The organism is Stenotrophomonas sp. YJH_SMC_65 (genome assembly GCF_059369475.1).
The window spans coordinates 126,188-151,306 of record NZ_JCAFSR010000006.1 but is presented as its reverse complement, the minus strand read 5'-3'; the positions used below and the strand labels follow the sequence as shown (position 1 = coordinate 151,306).

The following is a 25,119-nucleotide window of genomic DNA, read 5'->3' as shown; positions in this document are numbered from 1 at the left end:
GAAAGTTTCCTTATTGGTCAGCCGCTTCCGGCAACGCAGGGTGGAACTCCATCCCACGTTGTCCAGAAGAGGCTGCCATGCATCACCCACGCTGTATCCTCATCGCATTGCTGGTCCTGACCAGCGTCCTTGCCAACGGCCGTGCCGCAGCCAGCGAACGCAGCCTGGACGGCGTCAACTTCACCGGGCCGCTGATCACCCCCAACCCGGCTGGCCTGCCGCAGGGCAACTGGTACATCGAACCCTATCTGGTGCGGATCGACAGCCGCGATCATTACGACGATGGCGGCCATCGCCGCCGCAGTGGGCAACGCAGCGGCGCATGGGCAACGGTGGTACCGATCATCTACGGCTTCAGCGACCGGGTGATGGGGCAGGTCAATCTCAGTGCATCGCGTGCTGAACAGGGCGGCGCGCGCAGCAGTGGTTTCCGTGCCGGTGACACCACCGCGCGCCTGCAGTACCTGTTGCAGGCGCCCAATGCCGATGGCACGCGTCCGGCCATCTCGGTCGCGCTGGTGCAGCGCTTCAGCACCGGCAGCCATGACCGCATCACCGGCAATCCGCTCGATGCGCAGGGCGACGGTGTGCAGCGCACCACTGCCGCATTGGGCGTGCAGCAGGTGGTCTGGCTGGGTAACGACCGCCCGCTGCGCTGGCGTGCCCAGCTCAGCGCCGGGCCTGCGCCGTCGCGGACGGCGATCTCCGGGGCCAGCGTCTACGGCACCGACGACAGCTTCCAGGGGCACATCTCCCGGGGGTCGGTGCTGGGCCTGTCGGTCGGCGCCGAGTACAGCTTCAATCCGCGCTGGGTGGGCGTGATGGAAGTGGCCGCCAGCCGCGAGACCGGCCAGCGCCTGAGGGGTTTCGCGCGCAACGCCAGCGGTGGTTTCGAACGCATCGACGAGCATCGCCCGGCCAGCCGCAGCGTCACCCTGGCGCCGGCCGTGGAGTACCACTTCAGCCCGTCACTGGGCCTGATCGCCGGCGTCGAGTTCAGCGTGGCTGGCCGCAACACCGGCCGCATCATCAGCCCCCAGGTCGCCCTGGGCATGTTCTTCTGAGGGGCCGCCGATGAACATCGAATCCATCGTCAACGCGATCCTTGGCGTCGTCTGGAGCCCCTACCTGGTGGTGCTGTGCCTGCTCACCGGCCTGTACTTCAGCGTCCGCACGCGCTTCATCCAGCTGCGTGCATTGCCGGACATGCTGCGCCTGATGTTCCGCCATGAGCGCTCCGATGCCGGCGTGTCGCCGTTCCAGGCGTTGTCCCTTTCGCTGTCCAGCCGCGTGGGCGTGGGCAACATCGCCGGCGTCGCCATGGCCATCGCCTTCGGCGGGCCCGGCGCGATCTTCTGGATGTGGATCGTCGCCTTCCTCGGCGCCTCGAGCGCCTTCATCGAGTCCACGCTCGCGCAGATCTACAAGGAGCGCGACGGCAAAGGACAATACCGGGGTGGCCCGGCGTACTACATCGAAAAAGGCCTCGGCCAACGTTGGTATGCCGTGCTGTTCGCATTGGTGACGGTGCTGGCGGGCGCGATGCTGGCCGGCACGCAGTCCAATGCGATCACCAGTGCGGTGAACGAAGCCTGGGACGTGCCGGTGATGACCACCACGGCGGTTCTGCTGGTGGTGCTGGGTGCCATCCTCATCGGCGGTGTGCGGCGCATTGCGCGCGTGGCCGAATGGGTGGTGCCGCTGATGGCCGTGGCCTACCTGCTGGTCGCGGCGCTGGTGATGGTGCTCAACGCGGACAGGGTGCCGGAGGTGATCATGCTGGTGCTGCGCAGTGCATTCGGCGTGGATGCGGCGTTCGGCGCGATGATCGGCACCGCCATCCAGTGGGGCGTGCGCCGTGGCGTGCTGTCCAACGAGGCCGGCATGGGCAGTGGTGCGCATCCGGCCGCCGCCGCGGAAGTCTCGCATCCGGTCAAGCAGGGCCTGGTGCAGTCGTTCTCGGTCTACATCGACACAATGGTGGTGTGCAGTGCGACCGCCTTCCTGATCCTGTCCACCGGCCTGTACAACGTCTACGACCCGGCGGTGAACGGTATTCCGGATGAGGCGCGCCTGCTGCTGGGCAATCTGCCGGGTGTCGAAGCCGGCCCACGCTTCGTGCAGCACGCGGTGGAATCGACGCTGCCGGGCTTCGGCCGTTCGTTCGTGGCGCTGGCGATCCTGCCGTTTGCGTTCACCACCATCCTGGCGCTGTATTACATGGCCGAGACCAACGTCAGCTATCTGTGCCGCGATCGGCCGGCGGCGTGGCTGATGGGCGTCTTCCAGTTGCTGTTCCTGGCAGCGACCGGCTACTCGGCGGTGAACAGTGCCACAGTGGCCTGGTCGCTGGGCGACATCGGCGTCGGCCTGATGAGCTGGCTGAACATCATCGCCATCCTGCTGCTGCAAAGGCCTGCCCTGGCCGCACTGCGCGACTACGAGCAGCATCGCCAGGCCGGCAAGGATCCGCTGTTCAACCCGAAACTGCTGGGCGTGCGCAACACCAGCGTGTGGGAAGGCTGACAGGATCGGGGTCAGATCCCTCGCCAGGGCGAGGGCTCTGACCCACGCCATTGCCCGGTGGGTGCGAACCTCGGTTCGCACCGCTCTTCCCGCTGCACTCGCCGGGCATGGCCCGGCGCCACCGCATCACTCGTTCGGCGGCGTGGTCGCCTTGGCCTCGCTGCCGAAGCTGCCGTCGGCTTCCGCCGCCAGGTAGGCGAACACCGTATACGCGGCCACGTTCTGCGCCAGCGCCTTCGGGTCGATCTTGTCCAGCGTGTCGTCGGCGGTGTGGTGCAGGTGGAAGTAGTCCGAGCCATCCTGCGCCAGCCACGCCCACGCACCGCCCTTGGCGGCCAGCGGGCCGACGTCCGGGCCCGGGCCACCCTTGTCGGCCTGGTACTCGATGCCCAGCGGCTTCATTACTTCGGCAATCTGCTTCGTCGCTTCACGTGAGCCTTCCGGATTCGGTGAACCAGTATTGAAGGCATAGATGCGGCCTGCGCCGAAGTCGCTCTCGGCGGCCAGCTGGTGCAGGGCCACGTCCTTGGCGTGTGCCTCGGCATAGGCCTTGCCGCCGTAGAGGCCCTGTTCCTCGTTGGCGAAGGCGATCACGCGGATGGTGCGCTTCGGTGCCTGCTTGAGCTGGCCGATCAGGTGGCCGGCGGCCATCGTGATGCCCACGCCCGCGCCGTCATCCACGGCGCCTGTGCCCAGGTCCCACGAATCCAGGTGACCACCGATCACCACCACTTCCTTCGGCAGGCTGCGGCCGGTGATCTCGCCGATCACGTTGTACGAGGTGGCGGTGCCATCCCAGCCGCAATCCAGTACCACCTTCACCGTGGTGCTGCCACGCGCCAGCAGGCGGGCCAGCTGGTCGGCATCGGGCACCGACAGCGCGGCCGACGGCACCGGGGTCAGGCCGTCATCGAAACGGGTGATGCCGGTGTGCGGCACGCGGTGCGAGTCGGTACCGGCCGAGCGCATCAGGAAGCCGACCGCGCCCTTGCGGATGGCTTCGGATGGGCCCTTGCTGCGGATCGCACCGCCGCGGCCGTAATCGCGGCCATCGCGGAAGGGCAGCATCTGGTAATCGACGAAGGCGATCTTGCCCTTCAGCGAACCTGCCGGTGCGGCCTGCAGCGCGGCCAGGTCGGCGAAGCGCACCACCTCGGCTTCCACGGTGCCACCCGGGCTGCCGCCCAGTGCGGTGATCTGCAGCGGCTGCGGGTTCCTGCCGGTCACGGCGGCGTGTTCGCTGCGACGCTCCCATTTCGGGAACGTCACCGGCTCCTTCCAGACCTTGTCGAAGCCCAGGGCCTTGAACTTGGCTTCGGCCCAGGCAACGGCGCGGGCATCGGCTTCGCTGCCGGCGATGCGCGGACCAATCTCGGTGGTGAGCGACTCGACCACCTTCCAGCCGGTGTCATCGGCCAGCGCCTGGTCGCGCAGCTGCGCGGCGGTCGCCAGCGAGGCGGGGGGCAGGGTGGTGGTGCGCGGTGCCGCGAAGGCCGGGGCGGCCAACAGGGCGAGGGAGGATGCGATGGCAAGGACGCGGCGACGCATGGACAACTCCGGGAAGGGACCTAAGCCTTGGAGCTTAACAGTCGTTCAGCCCGGCGCATGGGCGGGAGGTCATGGCTGGCGCGGATGCTGTTTTCCGCCAGATGCAGCAAAGCGAAAGCCCCGCCGGAGCGGGGCTTTCGCCTGCTTCTGTAGAGCCGAGCCCATGCTCGGCTGCCTTTCGCAGATCAGCCGAGCGTGGGCTCGGCTCTACAGGTGGGAGGGGCGCCCATAGGCGCCCGGTACCCTTACTTCTTCAGGCTGTCGCGGATCTCGCGCAGCAGCACCACTTCTTCGGCCGGCGCCGCCGGTGCCGCTTCCTTCTTGCGCGACAGGCGGTTGATCGCCTTGACCACGATGAAGATCGCGAAAGCCACGATCACGAACTGGATGACGGTGTTGATGAAGTCGCCGTAGCCAACCACCACCGCCGGGATCTCGTTGCCATCCGGTCCGAGCCGGGCTGGCGACAGCGTCCAGGCCAGGCTGGAGAAGTCCACGCGGCCGATCAGGTAGCCCAGCGGCGGCATGATGATCTTCTCGACCAGTGCGGTCACGATCTTGCCGAAGGCCGCGCCGATCACCACGCCGACGGCGAGGTCGATGACGTTGCCGCGCATCGCGAATTCCTTGAACTCGGTGAGCATTCCCATTGTTGTTTTTCTCCGGTGGGGAAGTGGACAGCGCGCAGGGTAGCGCAGGTGATGTCAGCCGGCGATCACGCCGTGGCGCTCGGCCACGTTTTCCAGGCGCGCGCTGAAGCGGTCGCCGGGCTTGAGCGCGGCCACGCCGGACGGCGTGCCCATGAACACCAGGTCGCCGGCACGCAGCTGCCACAGCTTGGACAGCTCATGCAGGATCTCCGGCACGTTCCAGATCATCTGGTCGAGCAGAGCCTGCTGGCGCACCTCGCCGTTGACCTCCAGCGACAGGTTCAGCGCGGCCAGGTCGCCGACTTCCTCGGCGTGGACGATTTCGCTGATCGGCGCGGAGGCATCGAAGCCCTTGGCCGCGTCCCACGGGTGGCCCTTGTCCTTGGCGGCGGCCTGCAGGTCGCGGCGGGTCAGGTCCAGGCCGACGGCATAGCCGTAGACCAGTGCGTCGGCATCGGCCACCGCCAGCTCGCCGACGGGCGCATCGCGGCCGATCGCCACCACCAGCTCCACTTCGTGGTGCAGGTTGGCGGTCGCCGGCGGGTAGGGGATGGCATCGTCGTGACCGACCACGATCGAATCGGCCGGCTTGCTGAAGAACATCGGGCGGCCGCGGTCATCGGCCGCCGGTACGGCCGCGCCCATTTCGCGGGCGTGGTCGGCAAAGTTGCGGCCGACGCAGTAGATGCGGTGCACGGGGAAACTGCCACCACCGGCTACCGGCACACGCGGCAAGGCTACGGCAGGGATCACATCGGAGACATCGGACATGCGGGCATCCAGGAAGGGCGTGCCCGCAGTCTAGAACGCATGGCGCCCGCCGTCAGCGGGCGCGGAGGAGGTGGATCAGCGCGAGGCCGGCAACACCGGCTTGCGTACCACGCGGTACTCGCCTTCGACCACGGTCGGGTCGACCGGACGGGCAACACCCGGCTTGCGCGAGGCCAGCAGCTTCCACGCCAGGCCGACCAGGATCATCGCCGCACCGACGAACACACCGATGAACACCATCGCGGCCAGGATCGCCAGGCCAAGCAGGCCCACGGCAACGCGCACCAGCGGGTGGCGCGGCTTGCGCGGCGCGAACAGGGTGCGGAACTGGTTGAAGGCGGATGCGCGATTGAACATGGCGGCTCGATAGGCTGGGATCAGCGAAACCAGAGTATCGGGACGCGCCACTGTCATTGAGTGAAAAACTCGTTAAATATAGCCTGTGCTTATTACGGATCAATGACTTGTGTTCATGTCGCAGCCAGTCACCTGAGTGGGCATGCGACAATGCGGGTTTACCGTACGAGCCTTCGCCATGACTGCCGCTGCTGCCCTGATCGCCCTGGATGCCATTGCCGATGGCGCGTTTGCCGAGGTTGAAGCGGTGGTCGATGGAGATGCCGAATCGCTGGTGCTGTACCGCGACGGCGCGCAGGTGCGCGCATTCCTGAACATCTGCCCGCATGCCGGCCGCCGCCTGGACTGGGCGCCGGGGCAGTTCCTGAAGAGCCGCGAGGGCCACCTGGTGTGCGCCGCGCATGGCGCGTCGTTCGCGCTGGACAGTGGCGACTGCATCGCCGGCCCGTGCAAGGGCGACCGCCTGCGCGCGGTGCCGATGGACGTGCGCGACGGGCAGGTCTACCTGGCCTGAGGCCGGCTAGAGGGCGGATCCGTTTTCCGGAGGAAAACGGCTCTGACCCCATCACGCCAGGAGCAGTCGAGCATGGCTCGACGCTACAAAAGCCGTGTCGACCAAGGTCGACACCTACCAAAGCGATGCACGACGCCGTTCTGACAGATCGCGGCAACCTGCCATGCCACCGAATGCCAGCCTTTGACGTTGACGTTGATTCGGCGGGTGCAGGGCGCAGCCCTGCCAACAAACCCCAACCCTCAGAACATCAGGTTGATCATCAGCACCACCACGCAGGTGTAGATCAGCGACAACGGGCCGCCGACCCGCCACATCTCGCGCGGGGTGTAGTTGGCCGGGCCGGTGATCATCGAGATCACCGGGTTGGAGGCCGTCATCAGGTTGTTGGACGCCGACAGCGCCACGATCAGTGCGAACGCGGTCGGGTTGCCACCCGCCGCCAGTGCCAAGTTCACCGCAATGGGCACCATCACGATGGTCGCGCCCACATGGCTGATCACCAGCGAGAACGCCGTGGTCAGCAGCGCCAGCGCCACCTCCAGCACCCACACCGGAATGCCGGTCGGCAGCTTGTCGATGGTATGGCCGGCCACCCACGCGGCCGCACCGCTGGAGTCCATCGCCCAGCCGAGCGGAATCAGCCCGGCCATCATGAACACCGTCTTCCAGTTGATCGAGGCATAGGCCTCGTCCATGCGCAGCACGCCGGTCAGCAGCATGCCGGCCACGCCGGTCATCAGCGTCAGCGCCACCGGCAGCTTGCTGGTCAGCGCGATCAGGATGGTCAACGCGAAGATCGCCATCGCGATCTTGAACTTGTGCGGGCGCTGCTCGCCGGTCGGGTAGTCGGTCACCACCACGAAGTCGCGGCTCTTGGCAGCCTGCGCCAGGTCGGTCCAGATGCTGTGGAACACCAGCATGTCACCGGCGCGCAGCTGCACGTCACGCACGTCCTCGCGGATCACCTGCTTGTCACGGTTGATCGCCAGCAGGCTGATGCCGCGCTCCTTGCGCAGGCGCAGGTCGGCCGCACTCTTGCCGATCACGTTCGAGGTCGGCGGCACCACCGCCTCGGAAATGCCGGCGCGGCTGGGGTTGAACAGGTCGCCCAGGTGCTTCAGGCGCGAGGACATGCGCAGGAACTGGTTCTGCGCGAAGTCGCTGATCTGCTGGCGCGGGCCCATCGCACCGAGCACGCTGCCGACCCAGATGCGCATCTCCGCCGGCGGCGCCAGGCGGGTGTCATTGCCGGTCTTCAGGGCCAGCAGCAGTGGCGCATCGTGCAGGGTCTCGGCCTCGCCCAGGGTCATGCCGACCAGCGGGCTTTCGGCGCTGACCACCAGCTCGAACACATCGCCTTCGATGCCGTAGGTCTTGGCAAAGTAGCTCTCGGTTCGCGCCGGGGTGACCCCGTCGTTGACCAGGTTTTCTTCCTCGATCAGCTTGCGGTCGCCGTAGTAGCGGAAGTACAGCAGCGAGGCGACCAGCAGTGCCACGCCGATCGGCAGCGGCGCGAACATGCGCAGCGGCTCGATGGTGGCCAGGCCGGAGGGCAGGTTGTTGTTGGCCGAGGCCAGCAGATCGTTCAGCAGGATCAGCGGCGAATTGCCGACCATGGTCAGCGCACCGCCCATCACGATCGCCGCCGAGATCGGCAGCAGCAGGCGCTGCATCGTCAGCCCGGTGCGCGCTGCCAGTCGCGAGGCGACCGGCAGGTACAACGCCATCACCGACGGGTTCTGCATGAAGGATGAGTTCAGGCCGGCGATGGCCGTGGTCATCATCAGCAGCCGCTGCTCGACACCGTGGCCGCGCCGCAGCAGCCAGGCGGCCAGCCGGTTCAGCGCCCCGGTGCGGTCCAGACCCGCACCGAGGATGGTGGTGGCGATGATGCTCATCACCGCGTTACCGGAGAAACCGCCGAAGATTTCCTCCGGCGCGATCAGTCCGGTGACACCGAGCACCACCAGCACCACCAGCGCGACCACGTCGGCGCGGATGCGCTCGAACAGGAACATCGCCATCGTGAAGCCGACCAGCCCGAGCACGAGCTTCATGTCGTTGGTCAGCGTCAGCGCGGTATCCATGTGGGGCGCGGCGTCCTCAGGCGATCGTCAGGTGCGGTCGTACAGCAGGTCCCAGACGCCATGGCCGAGCTTCTGGCCGCGGGTCTCGAAGTGGGTCTGCGGGCGCCAGTCCGGGCGCGGCACGCTGCCACGCGGGCCGGCACGGTTGACCAGGCCGGCGGTGGCATCGAGCACATCCCACATCTGCTCGGCGTAGTCCTCCCAGTCGGTGGCACAGTGCAGGCGGCCGCCCGGGCGCAGCTTGCGCACCAGCAGTTCGGCGAACGCCGGCTGCAGCAGGCGGCGCTTGTTGTGGCGCTTCTTGTGCCACGGGTCCGGGAAGTAGATGCGCACTTCATCGAGCGCGCCGTCGGCGATCTCGTTCTGCAGCACTTCCACCGCATCGTGGTGGTACAGGCGCACGTGGTCGGCATTGTCCTCGGCCAGCGCGTTCAGCAGACGGCCCACGCCCGGGGCGTGCACCTCGATGCCGATGTAGTCGCGCGACGGGTCGTGCTGGGCGGCGAAGCGCAGCGCGGCACCGTTGCCGAAGCCGATTTCCAGCACCTTGTGTGCCGGGCGGCCGAAGGTGGCGTCCAGGTCACGCGGTTGGCCGGTGTAGTCGAGGCCGAAGCGCGGCCAGCGTTCGTCGAACGCGCGCTGCTGGGCAGGGGTGAAGCGGCCTTGGCGCAACACGAAGCTGCGCACCTCGCGGCGGCCCTCGCTCACGGTGAAGGGCTTGGGCGGGGCCTTGGAACCGGCGCTGTCAAAAGGATTGGTCATCAGCCGATCAGCCCATCCACCGGCGAGGAGGCGCTGGCGTAGCGCTTGCGCGGGATGCGCCCGGCAAGGAAGGCCTCGCGGCCGGCCTCGACCGCCTTGCGCATCGCACTGGCCATCAGCACCGGGCTGCGCGCACCGGCAATGGCGGTGTTCATCAGCACGCCGTCGCAGCCCAGCTCCATCGCGATCGCCGCATCCGAAGCGGTACCGACGCCGGCGTCGACGATGATCGGCACCTTGGCGTCTTCGATGATCTGCAGCAGGTTGTACTTGTTCTGGATGCCCAGGCCCGAGCCGATCGGCGCGGCCAGCGGCATCACCGCAGCGCAGCCGATCTCTTCCAGGCGCTTGGCCAGGATCGGGTCGTCGGAGGTATAGACCATCACCTCGAAACCGTCCTTGACCAGCTGCTCGGCGGCCTTCAGGGTCTGCATCACGTCCGGGTAAAGGGTCTTCTGGTCGCCCAGCACTTCCAGCTTGGTCAGGTTGTGGCCGTCCAGCAGCTCACGGGCCAGCCGGCAGGTACGGACGGCGTCCTCGGCGGTGTAGCAGCCGGCGGTGTTGGGCAGGATGGTGAAGCGCTCCGGCGGCAGCACGTCCAGCAGGTTCGGCTCGCCCGGGTTCTGCCCGATGTTGGTGCGGCGGATGGCCACGGTGACGATCTGGGCGCCAGCGGCCTCGGTGGCCAGGCGGGTTTCTTCCAGGTCCTTGAACTTGCCGGTGCCGGTCAGCAGCCGCGAGCCATAGGTCTTGCCGGCGATCACCAGCGAATCGGGGGAGACATGAACGTTCATGGCGCGATTATCGCTTATCCGCCTGAAGATGGGGTCACGCAGAGGGCGGGGTCGAGCGTGGGGTCAGATCCCTTTGCCATCGGCAAAGGGATCTGACCCCTGAACACCCGCGCAGGCCTCAGCCCCCGCCCAGCGCGTGCACGATCTCCACCACGTCGCCTTCGGCCAGGACGTGCTCGCCATGGCGGCTGCGGCTGACGATCTCGCCGTTGACCTCCACCGCCACCCGGCGCTGCAGCAGCTGCTCGGCCTGCAGCAGGTCGTGGAGGGTCGCCGAAGCGGGCAGGGTACGGGGTTCGCCGTTGAGCTGGATGTTCATCGCCGCATTGTCGCCGATGGCCTGCGCGGATCGGAACCCTTGCAAATTTCGTTGATCGCCAGCCCCGGCACAGCGTGGTCCAGCGCCCTCAGGCGACAATCCATGCGGCGGCGCAGCGTGAGCAAAACGCGGCGCAGTGGAACCATTCACCGTGCGCCGGCGTACGTCCGCCGGGTCCTCAACGATATCCCCACAGGAGTTTTTTACATGCTGCTCAGCAAACGCCCGATCCGCTCCCTGATGGCGGCCGCGATCGCGCTGGCCGCGCTTCCGGCCATGGCAGGCGAATCCCCCTATTCCAAGGCCGTGTTCTTCGGTGACAGCCTGACCGACGCTGGCTATTTCCGCCCGCTGCTGCCGGCCGATGTGCGTCCGGTGACCGGCCAGTTCACCACCAACCCGGGTTGGGTGTGGGCGCAGCAGGTCGCCAACTACTACGGCCTCAACGGCACGCCCAACGGCAATGGCCAGAACGGTGACAACTACGCCGTCGGCGGCGCCCGTGTATCGGCCGACGAAGCGGGTGGCCTCGGAGCCATTCCGTCGCTGAAGTCGCAGGCGACCCGTTACCTTGCTGCGAATGGTGGCAAGGCTGACGCCAATGCCCTGTACACCGTATGGGGCGGTGCCAATGATCTGTTCGCGGCCACGCGCGCAGCGGCCGGTGGTGCCTCGCAGGCCCAGGTGCAGGGCATCATCGGCGCCGCGGTCACCGACCAGATCGCGCTGGTGGGCGCCCTGAGGCAGGCCGGTGCCCAGTACGTGCTCGTGCCGAATCTGCCGGACGTGGGCATCACTCCGCAGTTCCGTGGCCCCAACGCCGCCGCCGCCACTGCACTGTCGGCCGGTTACAACAAGGCCCTGTACGGTGGTCTGAAGCAGGCGGGCATCGAGTTCATTCCGCTCGACACCTTCAGCATCCTGCGTGAAGTGACCGCCAACCCGGGCATGTACGGCTTCACCAACGTCACCAGCACCGCCTGCAAGATCGATCCGGCCAACTCGACGCAGAGCATCCTGACCTGCAACCCGACCAGCTACGTCAGCCCGGATGCGGCCAACACCTACCTGTTTGCCGATGGCGTGCACCCGACCACTGCCGGTCATCAGCTGCTGGGCCAGTACGCGGTCTCGGTGCTGGAAGGCCCGCGCCTGCAGCAGGTGCTGAGCCACTCGGCACAGACCATCGGCCGCTCGCGTGCCGACCAGGTCAGCATGCACCTGGGTGGTCGGCCGGCTGACGGCCTGTCCTGGTGGGGGGGCGTGCGTGGCGACCTGCAGCGCTACGACCACGCCGACCTGTACGACGGCCTGGCCCCGGCCGGCCTGTTCGGTATCGACTGGGCCCGCGACGGCATGGTGTTCGGCGGTTTCGCCGGCTTCGGCCGCCTCAGCGCCGACTTCGGCAACAGCCGTGGCGACTTCACCCAGAAGGACACCACCGCCGGTCTGTTCGCCGGCTGGTACGGCGATCGCATCTGGGTGAACGGCCAGGTCAGCTACACCTGGCTGTCCTATGACGTTAACCGCAAGGTCCAGCTGGGCCCGGCCACCCGTGAGCACGGTGGTTCGCCGGACGGCAGCAACCTGACCGCCGCCCTGAACGCCGGTTACGAGTTCGGCACCGAAGGCGGCTTCCGCCACGGCCCGATCGCCTCGGTGATCTGGCAGAAGGTGAAGATCGACGGCTACACCGAAAGCGCCGCGGCCGGCACCCTGGCCACCGCACTGGGCTATGACCGCCAGAACGTCGATTCGACCGTCGGCCGCCTCGGCTGGCAGGCCCGCTTCGATGGCGGCGCCGTCAAGCCGTACGCGCAGGTGACCTACGATCACGAGTTCGAGGACACCAAGCAGGCCAGCGCCTGGCTGCAGACCCTGCCGGAACTGGGCAACTACCGCGTGCCCGGCCTGAACTTCGACAAGAACTACGCCACCGTCGTGCTGGGTGCCCGTACCGAACTGTTCGGCCTGCAGAGCAACTTCGGCCTGAGCGCGTCGACCGGCCAGAAGCGCGCGCAGGACGCCACCCTGTTCGCCAACTTCAGCGGCACGTTCTAAGCAGCACCCGCTGGGGTCGGATCCCTTTCCGCAAGGAAAGGGCTCTGACCTGTTGCGCCGGGGGTCGGATCCGTTTCCGCCAGGAAACGGCTCTGACCCCATTGCGGCACGCTGCCATTGCGCAACACCGGCCCCACCGCATAGACTTTCACCCGCAATGCGGGCGTAGCTCAATGGTAGAGCTGTAGCTTCCCAAGCTACTGACGTGGGTTCGATTCCCATCGCCCGCTCCAATCGCGCCACGCGCGTAGACAGAAGGCCGCTCATCAGCGGCCTTCTTCATTTCTGATTAGTTTCATATCCACGGCCATCCGTGCCCGGTTAGCGTTGCCGCATTTCCAACACGGGACGCAGCGCATGGAAACGAAGGACGACGTCGTCGGCAGCCTTCATGAGATCTACAAGAACTCCGGTGCCGGCACCTCCCGCCAGCTGGAGGCAGTGCGCGCACTGGGTCGCGCCGGTGGGCCGAAGGCCGCGCAGCTTCTGTGGCAGATCTATGAGGGGACCTCGGCCGGATCGGTCACGCAGATGGCCTGCATCGCAGCGCTGGGTGAATCCGCGCGCGGGTTCTGAAGCGGAACCAGCCCGCATGGTGATGCGGGCCTGTGGTGTATCCGGCGACGGTTACTCTTTCGCCGGAATCGTCGCCGCAGGAGCCGGCCACTACCGGCGCAGGCAGCACGGGCCAGGCATCATCCACCCGCCACACGCCCGCGCTATGCTTCGCGCCTGCCGACCGATCCCACCGCGATGAAGCTCGCCATCCTGTCCCGCAACAGCTCCCTGTATTCCACCCGTCGGCTGGTCGAGGCGGCGCGCGCGCGCGGCCACACCGTGCGCATCCTGGACCCGTTGCGCTGCTACATGCGCATCGCCGCCGATGGCTTTTCCATGCACTACAAGGGCCGGCCAATGACCGGGGTGGACATGGTCATTCCGCGCATCGGTGCCTCGATCACCCGCTACGGCACCGCGGTGCTGCGCCAGTTCGAGCTGATGGGCGCGCGCACGCCCAATCCGTCCGACGCCATCCTGCGTTCGCGCGACAAGCTGCGCGCGCACCAGCTGCTGGCGGCCAAGGGCATCGACATGCCGGTCACCGTGTTCGGCGACAACCCCGACGACACCGTCGACCTGCTGTCCATGCTGGGCCCGCCGCCGCATGTGGTGAAGCTCAATGAAGGCACCCAGGGGCGCGGCGTGATCCTGACCGAGAAGGCCAGTGCCTCGCGCGGCATCGTCGAAGCGCTGCGCGGCCTGTACGCCAACTTCCTGATGCAGGAATTCATCGGCGAGGCCAAGGGGGCCGACCTGCGCTGCTTCGTGGTGGGCGACCAGGTGGTGGCGTCGATGCAGCGGCAGGCACCGGAGGGCGACTTCCGCTCCAACCTGCACGCCGGGGGTACCGCCGTGGCGGCCAAGGCCAGCCGTGCCGAGCAGCAGGTGGCGGTGCGTTCGGCCAAGGCGCTGGGCCTGTCGGTCTGCGGCGTGGACCTGATCCGTTCCGCGCGCGGCCCGCTGGTGCTGGAGGTCAACTCCACGCCCGGGCTGGAAGGCATCGAAGCGGCCTGCGGGGTCGACGTGGCGACACGCATCATCGAGCACGTAGAGAAGATCAAAAAACCCTGATTATCCATGGGGTTATGATTCTCACCGGCAAATGATCCGGGCCTTTAACGAGGCTTTAATCGGAGCGGGCGTAGGCTTCAGCGAACCGCAGCTCTGCCTCTCAGCAGGATCGGTATCGGGATACGACTTCAGGCCCAGGCGGGTGCACCGTCTGGGCCTTTTTTATGCCTGTCGGCCCCATGCCCAAGGTCTCTTGTGGAGGCCGCGTGACGGTCGTAGAGTTGGCCCTTCGTTCCGGGATGGATCGGGAGGTTGGCGATGTACCGCATCATGATGATCGCGTTGCTGCTGGGCCTGTCTGGCGCTGTTGCCGCCAAGCCGGAGAAAGTGGCTGTACAGATGGACCGGCAGGGCTCGGTCGCCGAGCAGATGCGTCAGGTGGAAACCGCCCTGGCCGCCCCCGACTATGCCGAACTGTCCGCCGAGGATCGCGGCCAGGTGCAGCAGTCGCTGTCGCGTATCCGCCAGCACATGGGCGAACGCCAGACCGTGCAGGAGCTGCCGCCGCAGCTGCAGGCCGAGGTCTTCAACGAGCAGGAACGCATCAACACCCTGTTGGCGCGTGGCCATGAAGACAGCCGGCAGATCTGCAGGTACGAACGCACCACCGGCAGCAACATGCCCAAGAGCCGCTGCCTGACCGTGGCCGAACGGCGCCGGATCGAAGAGAAAGGCAAGGCGCTGATCAACGACCAGCGCAGCTACAACACGCTCAGCCCACCGCCCGCCGGGCGTTGACCGCACCGCCCTTCGGCCCATCGAGTGTGCTGTGACGGCGCATCGGTGGCACCGCAGGATCGATGTTCCACTCATGGAAGAACCTGGAGGTAACGATGCAGCGCATGACCCCCTTCGCCCTGATGCTGGGCCTGGCCCTGGCCACCACCGCCCACGCCAAGCCCGAGAAAGGGCAGGTGAAGTTCGACGCCAACGCACCGGTGGCCGAACAGATCCGCAACGTTGAGACGGCGATCAACAGCGAGGACTACAGCGAGATCGGGCTGGAAGACAAAAGCCGCGTGCAGCAGGCGCTGGGCCGCATCAAGATCAAGATGGGCGACCACGAACGCGTGGAGCAGGTCAGTCCGCAGGACCGCACCGAGATCTTCAACGACCAGGAAGTGATCAACACGATCATGACCCGCGCCCACGCCGACAGCCGCATGGTCTGCCGTCGTGAACGCACCACCGGCAGCAACATGCCGCAGAGTGTCTGCCTGACCGTGGCCCAGCGCCGCAAGGCGCAGGAAGACAGCCGCAAGGCGCTCAACGACAACCAGCGCTTCAACAACTACAAGCCCTGATCGCTGCCGGACCGATCGCATGCCGCCATCGGTCACCCTGCCGTGCGTCCCTTGTGGGCGCATCGGCGGAATCGTAAAGTCGAGACCCTATTCATGGACGAACATGGAGCTCGTCATGTACCGCAACACGACACTTGCCCTGATGCTGTCGCTCGGCCTGGTAGCCACCGTGCAGGCCAAGGCGCAGAAGGACACCGTGCAGATGGATGCCTTCACCCCGGTGTCCGAGCAGATCCGCCGCGTTGAAACGGCCATGGGCAGCGAGGACTACAGCGAGATCGGGCTGGAGGACAAGAGTCGCGTGCAGCAGGCACTGAACCGGATCCGGATCAAGATGAATGGCCGGGAGAAGGTCGATGAGCTGGCCCCGCAGGAGCGCAACGACCTGTTCAACGAGCAGGAGATCGTCAACACCATCATGACCCGCGCCCAGGCCGACAGTCGCATGATCTGCCGCCGCGAGCGCCTTACCGGCAGCAACATGCCGACCAGCGTCTGCCTGACCGTGGCCCAGCGTCGCAAGGCCCAGGAAGACAGCCGCCGGGCGTTGACCGACCAGCAGCGCATCAGCCGCTGACCGGCTGACGCGGGGGCTTTTGCCGGTGTCGGCGCTTCGGTACGAAATGTTAAGAATGGAACCTGTATCGTTCAGCAGGTAGACGTCGCGTCCACCCACGCAGGGGCATCCTGAGCGGGTGGGCCTGGCCCCCCGACGACCCTTCAAGAACCAGAGGTCCCAGTGCGCATTCTCGTAATCGAAGACAACAGCGACATCGCCGCCAACCTTGGCGACTACCTTGAGGATCGTGGCCACACCGTGGACTTCGCCGCCGACGGCGTGACCGGCCTGCACCTGGCCGTGGTCCACGAGTTCGACGCCATCGTTCTGGACCTGAACCTGCCGGGCATGGATGGCATCGAAGTGTGCCGCAAGCTGCGCAACGAAGCGCGCAAGCAGACCCCGGTGCTGATGCTGACCGCCCGCGACTCGCTGGACAACAAGCTGGCTGGTTTCGATTCCGGCGCCGATGACTACCTGATCAAGCCGTTCGCGCTGCAGGAAGTGGAAGTGCGCTTGAACGCGCTGTCGCGCCGCGGCAAGGGTGTGCAGACCCGCGTGCTGGAAACCGGCGACCTGGAATACAACCTGGACACGCTGGAAGTGCGCCGCCAGGGCAAGCTGCTGCAACTCAACCCGACCGCGCTGAAGATCCTGCAGGCCCTGATGGAGGCCGCGCCGGCCGTGGTCACCCGCCAGGAGCTGGAAACCCGCGTCTGGGGCGAGGAGCTGCCCGACTCGGATTCGCTGCGTGTCCACATCCACGGCCTGCGTGCGGTGGTCGACAAGCCGTTTGAAGTGCCGCTGATCCAGACCCGCCATGGCATCGGATACCGCATCGCCACCCCGGAAGCCTGATTCCGTGGCAACCAAGGGGGAGCGCCGGCGTTCGCCGTATCGGCGGCGCCTGCGCAGCCGCATCATCGTCTCGTTCGTGTTGTTGGGCTTCTGCCTGACGACACTGTTCGCGTTTGCCACCAACTGGGCCCGCATGCGCGTGGAAAACCAGCTGGTGGAAGACGTGATGAACCGCAACATCAACGAGTACGTGCGGCGGTTCTACGAGAGCCCGGATCGCAACCCCGACCTGCCCGTGCAGCAGATGCGTGCGCGCCTCGTCAAGCCCGACAAGTTCGATGCGCTGCGTGAGGAAGAACCTGATTGGGCAGCGTTGCCCGACGGCAACCACAATATCTCGGGCACCGACGAACGTGGGCAGCCTTACGCCTACAAGCTGGCCGTGCGCAAGACGCCGGACGCCTGGGCGTTCCTGGCCTATGACATGACCGACAGCGTGCGCGGTGGGCAGCAGCTCAACCGCGCGCTGGTGCTGTCGGTGCTGGTGTTCAGCCTGTTGTCGCTGGTGCTGGGCTGGTGGTCGGCATCGAAGGTGATGAAGCCGGTCTCGGACCTGGCCGCGCGGCTGCGTGCCTATCGCGGCGGCACCAGTGATCCCGAGCCGCTGGCGCCGCGTTTCCCCGATGACGAAGTGGGGCAGCTGGCGCAGGCGCTGGATGATTATTCGTCGCGACTGACCGAAGTGGTGCAGCGCGACCGCGAGTTCAATGCCGACGTCAGCCACGAACTGCGCACGCCGCTGGCGGTGATCCGTGGCGCCACCGAACTGCTGCTGACCCGGCCCGGCCTGGATGAGAAGGTGCTGCAGCGGCTACAGCGCATCCAACGCGCCGAACAGCAGTGCAGCGACCTGATCGGCGCGCTGCTGCTGCTGTCGCGCAACGAGCGCGGGCAGGGCACCAGCAACGTCGCGCGCGTGGCCGAACAGCTGCTGGACGCCCACCGCGCCCAGCTGGGTGGCAAGCCGCTGGAGCTGGCGCTGGAAGGCGAGCGCAACCTGGTGATCGATGCGCCGGAAGCCGCGTTGTCGGTGGCGCTGGGCAACCTGATCGGCAATGCGGTGAAGTACTCGCAGGATGGCGAGGTGCGCGTCTTTGTCGGCAGTAATTCGGTGTCGGTGACCGACAGCGGCCCGGGCCTGAGCGAAGAGGACGCCGCCAAGCTGTTCCAGCGCGGCTATCGCGGCACGCATGCCGGACATTCGCAGGGGGGCGGCATCGGCCTGTCGATCGTCAGCCGCCTGTGCGATCTGTATGGCTGGCAGGTGAGCGTGCGCCCCGGTGGCGAGCGCGGCGTGATCGCCACGCTGACGTTCTCGCCGAAGCCGTTGTAAGGGCCCCTGCTTGGGTGGGTGCTCCACTTGTAGAGCCGAGCCTGCGCTCGGCTGCCGTGGCTTCCCGAAGCCGAGCATAGGCTCGGCTCCACAGCGGGTTCGTGTCGCGCCCTCTGTCGCTTGTGCCACCGAATTTCCCTCGCAGGAAGGATGGGCCAGAAGCCCAACACGACATCACCGTGACCGTTGCCACGTAGCGCGCGTGTCCGCATGCACGCATTCGTACACCCAACAGCGGCTTGAGAATTTCCCTACAGATCACAGCGCTGCGTGATGGCCAGATGGGGCGGCCGGGGCAGGTGCCCTGGCCGGGATTGGCGTCCTGAAAAAAACCTTCAACTCAAGCGCTCCGGGTGGGCTGCGGCTCATCATGGAAAATGCATCGCCTGCCTCGTTTCGGCGGATGGTGCGTGGGGATTCATCAGAATCCGCTGGAGTCTTTTTCCTCGCGCTTGAGTTGTTGGGTCTCCGGTACGCCAACCCGCACCGTCCGCCACCTCGCATCCGCAGGTGGCTCGTCGTCTGCGAGGAGATTCACCATGTCCGCACGCCCCGTGTTCCCCCAACTGTACGCACTGATCGGCGAAGCCGCTGACCTGCTGCCGGCCGACGTGGCCGAGCGTGTCGAAACTCTGCTCGATGATCCCAAGGATCTGCTGCCCGCGCTGCTGGCCCGCATGGACGGTCGCGATGCCGCCGACGGCCGGCGACTGGAAGCGCAGGGCCTCAGTCCTGCCCAGGCGGCCACCATGGCCGGTCTCAGCCGCACCCTGGCCGGCCTGAATGCACTCATGCAGGTGCTGCACGCCGCCGAAGCCGCCCGCGAACAGGGCGGTGCCCACCAGCAGCTGAGCCCGGATGTCGTCGACGGCCTGCTGCTCGGCGCACGAGAACTGGCCCGTTATGCCCGCCTGCAGCTGGAGTAGGTCCACGCAATGCGTGGATGCGCGAGCTGCTGCCGCAACTGCCTTGGGTCGCGCGTACGCTTTCTGTGGTCCGCTTGTGGCGCGCTTCGCGCGCTGCTTGGGGGGGGCACAAACTGCTGTTATGTCGTGCTACCCCCAACGATGGGCAGATGCGATGAACTCGCTTGCCACGATGAGGCGGGAGGGGATTGCAGGTCAATTGCCACAATCCGATACTCCGTGCCTGGACGCGCCACGAAGGTTTCACAGGAAGCTTCTCCTGTGTAGAGTCAGAAGGAAGCTGTGTACAGGCCTTCGGAAGGCTAATGCTTGGACTTGCGCGCGCTCTTACAGCGTTGCTTTCTTTCGCTTTTTTCCACAGGGAGGTGGTTGTGGCTGTTCTGTGTTTAGATACGGCCGGATGCGCGCTAGCCGCAACGACGCGAGACCACCGCGGGCGCCTCATTGAAAGATCGGGTTGCGCATCTGTGCCGGACTGCAACGGCTTTCGGATTTCCTGACTTGATCCGGATGCTAGGTGGGATCTTCTCACTCAATGCAAACGCTCAGGAGCGGGTAACGAGAGACTGCTACGAAAGGCATTTCTCAAGACTTTATGAGGCGGATGCCGAGCTTCGGCGGGGGCTCTCCCATTCAGCTATGAAAATTGGTGCGGTCTCGTCAGTGGGAATCGTTGGCCAAAGGCGGTGGAATGCCACGGCGAGTTACGTCATTGCGCAAAGCAGTCTCTTGGGTGCTGGTGTCAGATGGAGTAGCTGCGAATGCCCTTAGAATCCATATTCGAATTGCTTTGTGTATTGGCAGCCGTGATGCTAATGATCGCGATCGCTTCAAGGCTTATTCTTGTTTGGGAGTTAAAAAGAAATTCCCCGGAGCTGTGGATCTCACTTGGGAGGCCTGCGATTCTGGAGCGGGATCACTTGATGCGGAAGTATCCATTTTGTGGCTGGCGGCAGGTGTTCTGGGTGGCTTCTGGTGCCCGAAGGATGCTTCTTTCGATATTCTGGTTGTCATTCTCTACCTATCTCGTCGTGTTGATTCCGTTGGTCTGGATTTGGGTCATTCGGTGAGGGGGCTTGTCTCTAGCTGGAGTTTGAATTGAATCTTGATTCAGGCCCGAGCTGTTGAACGCCGAGCTAAAGGCCAACATCGACCAAGGGTTCATGTGAATCGGCACCTTGCGCACGTTACGGCCGGTAACCGTGGCTTGCTGGGCGCTTGGGAAGACCCCGTTGGCTATGCTGACCCGTAGTGGGCGGTGAAGTGCGCAACCATATTGCGGCGAGTGAATGCTCCGTCGTTGAATCCTGGGCTGGAGATTGCCTGAAATGCTGGCAGGTGGATCCGAAAGCGCGGTAGGGCGCTCTCCAGGTGCGCGCCCGGTAGTTGGAGCTCTTTATGCCAATGGCGGAATCTTTGACGCGAATTAAGGAATGAAGATGCTCGCCTTGCGTATTTTCGGATGTCTCGTGGGTGTACTGATGGTCGTGTATGGCGTTGCAGTCATGGACGATGCATTGATTGGGACGGGTCCTTGCCGAGCGAACTGTGGTCTGTATAGCGCCTTGATTCGTTTATTCGGACAGTCGGCCTATAACAGATTGATGGGCTTTTCCTGGGTTGTTGCGGGAGTGATGTTCATTTTTGTTTCTGTTGTGGTTTGGCACGGAAAGGGCTCCGCGGAAAGGCGTAGGCAAAAAAGGGACGCCGACGTCGATAGGGATGAGCGGATGAAATATCTCAGAAGATCCAAGTCATGCGTAAAAGCGCTTCCGCGCATTGCGAGCACCTCGGTCCCTAGCGAGCCTCGGATGGCGTCCATGTAGAGGTTCGAGCTGCGCCTGCAGGCCTTCCCATTGGACATCGTTGATCACCGCATCGTCGGCCGATGCCGAGCGCCGCACGCGACTGACCTGGGCGAAAGTGATCTAATAGGCGTAGAGCTGGGAGAGTGCATCTGAAGGCGCGAGAATTTCGTTGCTTGCAAGGAGGCCGTCGCTATATGAAGTTGAACTGGTAAAGGTGCGTTGATTGCAATGCGCGCATGCCCGATTGCATCATTCTGGTGTTCGTATAATCCGCTGCTCTATTCGTGGAAGTTGCCAATCATCGGTGGAAGTGATGCATCCTGAGATTGAAGTGAAATTGACGGCTTCGGTAGCTGGCTGTGCTAGCTGTGACTTGATGGCGCAGCTGTCGCTCGAAGTGAATGAGCTGGATGCTGCGGATGTTCTGATCAGGAAAGTCATTGATTGTCGCGGGGCGGCAAGCCTGTCCGAGTCGACCCATCAGACTCTTGAGGTCGATGTGCGAGTTCGGGCAGGCGAGGGAGATAGGGCGTGTCTGAATCTCTCTTCCGCAACCCTTGAAAAGATGGCATCTATATCTGCTTCATTGAATTTTGATCCCGAGTTGACTGGAGACGGAGGCGCAGATGGATTGGAATTGGGGGAGGACAGTGCTCCATCGACGCGCCCTGAGCTGGTTGTCGTTCTCGTTGGTGACTCTCCTGTGAGTGGTGAAGAAGTCATCCTTTCCAGAGTCGAGCGCCAGCAATACAGAACTGGCGACATCCAGGAGGGAGTTCATGAAGCGTTGCAGCGCGGCCTTGAGAAGGTGGGAGGAGAGGCGAAGGTGTGGGCGCTGGAGGTGGGAGTACGCCTATCGAGTCAGCGCGGGGTGTGGCCGGGTTTCAATCTTTCTTGTGACGTGATCAGACTGATGGCGTCTAGTGGAGTCTCATTGGATTTCGATCCGTATGTCTAGCTCGGTCCTGTTGGTGGCCAGCAGTTGGAAATCCGAATCGACCATCCCGTATGGCGCTATCCGAAGGCATGCTTGAGCTCGAAGCCCGCTCTGATCTCGTCGACATTCATGGACTTCCCTGAGTGCTTCCTATGAACTACCCGGATGGGGAAAAGGTACTGCTTGGCGACACCGTTGATCTAGGTGGCGGAACGCGCGGGATCGTGGTTGCCGTGATCGATGATGAGTCCTATGCAGTTGGCTTTTCCGCGGAAGAGTGGCGGTACCTCGGACGAGGTGCGTTGTTGCGAGCGCCTGGATTCGGTCTACTGCATTGTCCAGATACAGGGCACGACTTCACTTTGATCGAGCGCGGTCGATCAGGAAGTCCTGCGTCGTAGAGCTGGGGGGCTTGATTCAATTGTATGGCTTGATAAGCAACGTCCTTTGCAGGTGGGAAGTACATGACCAAGTTGATCCCGTGCAAATAGTTGGTGCATGATCGTTTGCAGATGAGTGTCGATCATGTCCGGTGTCATGTGGGGGCTTATCGAGGGCGTTGGTCTGCCTTATTGGTGATGATTCATGGATAGAAGTGCGTATCTGGAAATGATGGAATTCCCGACCAAGTGGTGGGAGTACGACTTGTTGCCAGCGGAGTTGATCGATCAGCTCATGGCTACATATCAGCCTGGGATGGAGAACGCCTCAGAACATGATAGGAACAGTGTCTTCCATTGGTGGTTGAGAAAGTCGCCAAGTAAGGATCTGCTGATGAAGTTGGTTGAGCTTTCTTTCTTGGACCCTGATCAGGCAATGGCGGGTGATGTCAGAACGTACATCGCCCAAAGCGTCTTCTTTGATCGAGACGTGGCTCTGTTTATTCGTGGCGGCCGCTGATTTCCTGATTGATTAGTGATGTGGGTCAGAGCTGCAATGACCCACTGGATCAGCTGAAATTTGTAGGTACATCCGAGCCACGGCCAATAGTGTTGAGCGCATTTCCCCGTGGCTTATTGGAGGCTGAGTTGGTGGTTCGAAATCCATTGGAGGCGACGGGACTTCATGACTCGTCTCTCGATTCAGTGCAGGTGTCGATCCTGGATAGATCCTGCCTGATACGGACTGTTGGCGTATGTGGTGACCTTGCGGAAGGAGCATTGGCTGACATTGGTTGCCATAACCTAGAATCGTTCTTCCTGCTGTCCGACAGTCAGGAGCTGTCGGACAACGCTTGGCCCGGGAACATTCAGGATGGCCATTTTGATGGGTTAGGCTGCACTGGCGTGCTTCGGCTTTATCTGGCCGGAGGCATGCTGGAGGCGGGGGGCAGTCTACTCAGGTCGGAGCTCCCTGCGCTGTCTGGACATTCTCCACGACCCAGCGTGTCCGCGGCCTCTGGAACACGACTCGATGGAGTTGCTGCCGGGCGGCTGAGTTTCGCTGTCTTGACGGGGTTGAGCCATTCCGTAGGCAGCAAGCAGTTCTCAGCTCAGCTGTTGGTGCTGAGGGATACAGATGTCATCTGCTTGCCAGACGTGCCTGAGCGCATTCCCGTGTCTGTCTGCTTCGAGGGCGTCAAGTCGTGCGCGGTGAGGTTTGATGAAACCGCAATGGAGTGGAGCGAACGTCTTGGAAATGTTGCGAGCTGCATCGTCGACGAAAAGCGAGGAGTCTGCTGGTTATACCTGCGAAACGGGATAGTCATGATCGAGGCCCGCGCCGCAGTGATGATGTCCGATTGGATTGAGTCGAAGAAAACGCAAGAAAGTTCGGCTGCGATCATCAAGCCGAGCATAGGCTCGGCTCTACAGTGGATCCACGCCATGGGGCGATGCGCTTCGGTAGTGCCGGTCGCTGGCCGGCAGCCAGGCCTCAGCCCCCAGCCAACCCCAGATACCGCGCATGCACCCGTTCCACCTGCGCCTGCAGGTCCTCGGGGTGACCATCGTTGACCACTACATCATCGGCCAGTGCCAACCGCTGCGCGCGGCTGGCCTGGGCGGCGATCATCTTGTCGGCCAGCGCGGCGTCGATGCCGTCGCGCTGCATCAGCCGGGCGTGCTGCACGGCTTCGGGCGCATCCACCAGCAATACCCGGTCCAACCACGGGTAGGCCTGCCGCCCACCGACCTCAGTCAGCAACGGAATGGCGGCAATCGCATAGGGGCTGGCGGCCTGCTCGCACTGCTGTTGCATCAGCAGACGGATGGCCGGGTGGGTGATCGCTTCCAGCGCCGCCCGTTCGGTCGGGTCGGCGAACACGTGGGCCCGCAGGCGTGCCCGATCCAGGCTACCGTCCGCCTGCAGCATGCCGGCGCCGAAGCGCTCGGCGATACGGTCCAGGGCCGGGCTGCCGGCGGCAACCACCGCGCGGGCGGCCAGATCGGCGTCGGCCACCACGATGCCCAGCGCCTCGAAGCGCCGGGTCACCTCGCTCTTGCCGGCGGCAATGCCGCCGGTCAGGCCAACCACATAGCGGCTCATGGGGATTCCCCTCAGCGCAGTCCGCTCAACACCAGGTACTGCTCCACCACGGGCGCGCCCCACATGAAGTACAGCCAGCCCGCGATGGCCAGGTAGGGGCCGAACGGGATCGGCGTGGCGCGGTCACGGCCCCTGGTGTACAGCCAGATCGAGCCGATGATGGCGCCCAGCACCGACGACAGCAGGATGATCGGCAGGATGCCCTTCAACCCGCACCAGGCGCCGAGGGCGGCCAGCAGCTTGAAATCGCCGTGGCCCATGCCTTCCTTGCCGGTCAGCTGCTTGAACAGCCACCAGACCATCCACAGCGACAGATAGCCCACCGCCGCGCCGACCAAGGCAGGCTTGGCCGGCATGTACAGGTTGTCGATGTTGCCTATCAGGCCCAGCCACATCAGTGGCAGGGTCAACTGGTCGGGTAGCAGCTGGGTGCGCAGGTCGATGCCGGACAAGGCGATCAGGAAGCAGGTCAGCACGATGGCGCCGAAGCCCTGCCAGCCGAAGCCGAACTGCCAGACGCAGGCCAGCACCAACGCCGAGGTCAGGGCCTCGACCAGCGGGTACTGCAGCGAGATCGGCGCCTTGCAGTGGCGGCACTTGCCGCCCTGGATGATCCAGCTGAACAGCGGGATGTTCTCGTACCAGCTCAGCTTGTGCTTGCAGTGCGGACAGTGCGAAGGCTCGACCACGATCCCCGGTGGCGGGGGTTCGTAGAAGTCCGGTTCTTCCAGGACCTCGCGCGCATCGCGCTTCCACTGCCACTCCAGCCGCTTGGGCAGGCGCAGGATGACGACGTTGAGGAAACTGCCCAGCAGCAGCCCCAGGGCGGCCGCGGCGGGGTAGCCGAGGCCGGGATGCTGGTCGAGAAATGCCATTGATACCT

The 25,119-nt window shown here is 64.7% G+C and carries 25 protein-coding genes and 1 tRNA gene; 16 read left to right on the top strand and 10 right to left on the bottom strand.

Going from position 1 to position 25,119, the window contains the following annotated elements; translation table 11 throughout:
• Window positions 1-77: 77 nt before the first annotated feature.
• Both AC5P7A_RS13025 and AC5P7A_RS13020 read left to right on the top strand, forming a co-directional pair.
• Complete coding sequence (locus AC5P7A_RS13025; RefSeq protein WP_049404925.1) at window positions 78-1,064, top strand: hypothetical protein; 987 nt, start codon at window positions 78-80, stop codon at window positions 1,062-1,064.
• A 10-nt stretch (window positions 1,065-1,074) separates the two neighbouring features.
• The gene (locus AC5P7A_RS13020) at window positions 1,075-2,526 is read left to right on the top strand and encodes an alanine/glycine:cation symporter family protein (protein WP_049440414.1); all 1,452 of its coding nucleotides are present in this window, start codon (window positions 1,075-1,077) and stop codon (window positions 2,524-2,526) included.
• A 126-nt stretch (window positions 2,527-2,652) separates the two neighbouring features.
• Here AC5P7A_RS13020 and AC5P7A_RS13015 read toward each other — a convergent pair whose 3' ends face one another.
• From AC5P7A_RS13015 to AC5P7A_RS13000, 4 genes are all read right to left on the bottom strand, one after another.
• Window positions 2,653-4,074 carry a M28 family peptidase gene (locus AC5P7A_RS13015; RefSeq protein ID WP_142235242.1) on the bottom strand — a complete coding sequence of 474 codons (1,422 nt, stop codon included), beginning with the start codon at window positions 4,072-4,074 and terminating at the stop codon, window positions 2,653-2,655.
• A gap of 245 nt (window positions 4,075-4,319) precedes the next feature.
• The gene (gene mscL / locus AC5P7A_RS13010; RefSeq protein ID WP_241887061.1) at window positions 4,320-4,724 is read right to left on the bottom strand and encodes a large-conductance mechanosensitive channel protein MscL; all 405 of its coding nucleotides are present in this window, start codon (window positions 4,722-4,724) and stop codon (window positions 4,320-4,322) included.
• 54 nt (window positions 4,725-4,778) lie between these two features.
• Entirely contained in the window at window positions 4,779-5,495 is a 717-nt protein-coding gene (locus tag AC5P7A_RS13005; protein ID WP_445978751.1) for a fumarylacetoacetate hydrolase family protein, read from the bottom strand.
• Between the two features lie 75 nt (window positions 5,496-5,570).
• Window positions 5,571-5,852, bottom strand: a complete 282-nt coding sequence (locus tag AC5P7A_RS13000) for a hypothetical protein (RefSeq protein ID WP_005410817.1) — start codon at window positions 5,850-5,852, stop codon at window positions 5,571-5,573.
• 178 nt (window positions 5,853-6,030) lie between these two features.
• Here AC5P7A_RS13000 and AC5P7A_RS12995 point away from each other — a divergent pair, with 178 nt between their 5' ends.
• Window positions 6,031-6,366, top strand: a complete 336-nt coding sequence (locus AC5P7A_RS12995) for a Rieske (2Fe-2S) protein (RefSeq protein WP_049440406.1) — start codon at window positions 6,031-6,033, stop codon at window positions 6,364-6,366.
• Window positions 6,367-6,608: 242 nt separating this feature from the next.
• Here the strand turns inward: AC5P7A_RS12995 and AC5P7A_RS12990 are convergent, their stop codons facing one another.
• The 4 genes from AC5P7A_RS12990 to thiS form a co-directional block, all read right to left on the bottom strand.
• Window positions 6,609-8,456 carry an SLC13 family permease gene (locus AC5P7A_RS12990; protein ID WP_032957191.1) on the bottom strand — a complete coding sequence of 616 codons (1,848 nt, stop codon included), beginning with the start codon at window positions 8,454-8,456 and terminating at the stop codon, window positions 6,609-6,611.
• A 27-nt stretch (window positions 8,457-8,483) separates the two neighbouring features.
• Complete coding sequence (gene trmB, locus AC5P7A_RS12985) at window positions 8,484-9,218, bottom strand: tRNA (guanosine(46)-N7)-methyltransferase TrmB (RefSeq protein WP_019660186.1); 735 nt, start codon at window positions 9,216-9,218, stop codon at window positions 8,484-8,486.
• Complete coding sequence (locus AC5P7A_RS12980; RefSeq protein WP_005418798.1) at window positions 9,218-10,012, bottom strand: thiazole synthase; 795 nt, start codon at window positions 10,010-10,012, stop codon at window positions 9,218-9,220. The genes trmB and AC5P7A_RS12980 overlap by 1 nt, the downstream gene beginning before the upstream one ends.
• A 118-nt stretch (window positions 10,013-10,130) precedes the next feature.
• Complete coding sequence (gene thiS, locus AC5P7A_RS12975; RefSeq protein ID WP_005418796.1) at window positions 10,131-10,331, bottom strand: sulfur carrier protein ThiS; 201 nt, start codon at window positions 10,329-10,331, stop codon at window positions 10,131-10,133.
• Window positions 10,332-10,571: 240 nt separating this feature from the next.
• On the opposite strand from thiS, the gene AC5P7A_RS12970 reads away from it, so the two are divergent.
• The 13 genes from AC5P7A_RS12970 to AC5P7A_RS12910 all read left to right on the top strand — a co-directional run bounded on the left by AC5P7A_RS12970 (window position 10,572) and on the right by AC5P7A_RS12910 (window position 22,649).
• Entirely contained in the window at window positions 10,572-12,392 is a 1,821-nt protein-coding gene (locus AC5P7A_RS12970) for an autotransporter domain-containing protein (RefSeq protein ID WP_180835146.1), read from the top strand.
• Between the two features lie 159 nt (window positions 12,393-12,551).
• Window positions 12,552-12,625: transfer RNA gene (locus AC5P7A_RS12965), tRNA-Gly, on the top strand.
• A 124-nt stretch (window positions 12,626-12,749) separates the two neighbouring features.
• Window positions 12,750-12,968, top strand: coding sequence for a hypothetical protein (locus tag AC5P7A_RS12960; protein ID WP_049440387.1), 219 nt, complete (start codon window positions 12,750-12,752; stop codon window positions 12,966-12,968).
• Between the two features lie 177 nt (window positions 12,969-13,145).
• The gene (gene rimK, locus AC5P7A_RS12955) at window positions 13,146-14,024 is read left to right on the top strand and encodes a 30S ribosomal protein S6--L-glutamate ligase (protein ID WP_005418651.1); all 879 of its coding nucleotides are present in this window, start codon (window positions 13,146-13,148) and stop codon (window positions 14,022-14,024) included.
• 258 nt (window positions 14,025-14,282) lie between these two features.
• Window positions 14,283-14,762 (top strand): hypothetical protein, encoded by a 480-nt coding sequence (locus AC5P7A_RS12950; RefSeq protein WP_032957208.1) that lies wholly within the window; start codon window positions 14,283-14,285, stop codon window positions 14,760-14,762.
• 95 nt (window positions 14,763-14,857) lie between these two features.
• Window positions 14,858-15,328 carry a hypothetical protein gene (locus AC5P7A_RS12945; protein WP_014648207.1) on the top strand — a complete coding sequence of 157 codons (471 nt, stop codon included), beginning with the start codon at window positions 14,858-14,860 and terminating at the stop codon, window positions 15,326-15,328.
• A gap of 115 nt (window positions 15,329-15,443) precedes the next feature.
• A complete protein-coding gene (locus tag AC5P7A_RS12940) occupies window positions 15,444-15,905 on the top strand; it encodes a hypothetical protein (protein ID WP_014648206.1) in 462 nt (153 codons plus the stop codon).
• Window positions 15,906-16,067: 162 nt separating this feature from the next.
• Window positions 16,068-16,745: a response regulator transcription factor gene (locus AC5P7A_RS12935; protein ID WP_005410804.1), complete on the top strand. Its 678-nt coding sequence runs from the start codon at window positions 16,068-16,070 to the stop codon at window positions 16,743-16,745.
• Window positions 16,708-18,078, top strand: coding sequence for a sensor histidine kinase (locus AC5P7A_RS12930; protein ID WP_075676409.1), 1,371 nt, complete (start codon window positions 16,708-16,710; stop codon window positions 18,076-18,078). The genes AC5P7A_RS12935 and AC5P7A_RS12930 overlap by 38 nt, the downstream gene beginning before the upstream one ends.
• A 539-nt stretch (window positions 18,079-18,617) precedes the next feature.
• The gene (locus AC5P7A_RS12925; RefSeq protein ID WP_014648204.1) at window positions 18,618-19,004 is read left to right on the top strand and encodes a hypothetical protein; all 387 of its coding nucleotides are present in this window, start codon (window positions 18,618-18,620) and stop codon (window positions 19,002-19,004) included.
• A gap of 733 nt (window positions 19,005-19,737) precedes the next feature.
• Window positions 19,738-20,106 carry a hypothetical protein gene (locus AC5P7A_RS12920; RefSeq protein WP_154582513.1) on the top strand — a complete coding sequence of 123 codons (369 nt, stop codon included), beginning with the start codon at window positions 19,738-19,740 and terminating at the stop codon, window positions 20,104-20,106.
• A 1,019-nt stretch (window positions 20,107-21,125) separates the two neighbouring features.
• Entirely contained in the window at window positions 21,126-21,770 is a 645-nt protein-coding gene (locus AC5P7A_RS12915) for a hypothetical protein (RefSeq protein ID WP_126411298.1), read from the top strand.
• 591 nt (window positions 21,771-22,361) lie between these two features.
• Window positions 22,362-22,649, top strand: coding sequence for a hypothetical protein (locus tag AC5P7A_RS12910; RefSeq protein WP_053495128.1), 288 nt, complete (start codon window positions 22,362-22,364; stop codon window positions 22,647-22,649).
• Between the two features lie 975 nt (window positions 22,650-23,624).
• Here the strand turns inward: AC5P7A_RS12910 and coaE are convergent.
• Window positions 23,625-24,236: a dephospho-CoA kinase gene (gene coaE, locus AC5P7A_RS12905; protein ID WP_180835124.1), complete on the bottom strand. Its 612-nt coding sequence runs from the start codon at window positions 24,234-24,236 to the stop codon at window positions 23,625-23,627.
• Window positions 24,237-24,247: 11 nt separating this feature from the next.
• Entirely contained in the window at window positions 24,248-25,111 is an 864-nt protein-coding gene (locus AC5P7A_RS12900; protein WP_180835125.1) for a prepilin peptidase, read from the bottom strand.
• Between the last annotated feature and the right edge of the window lie 8 nt (window positions 25,112-25,119).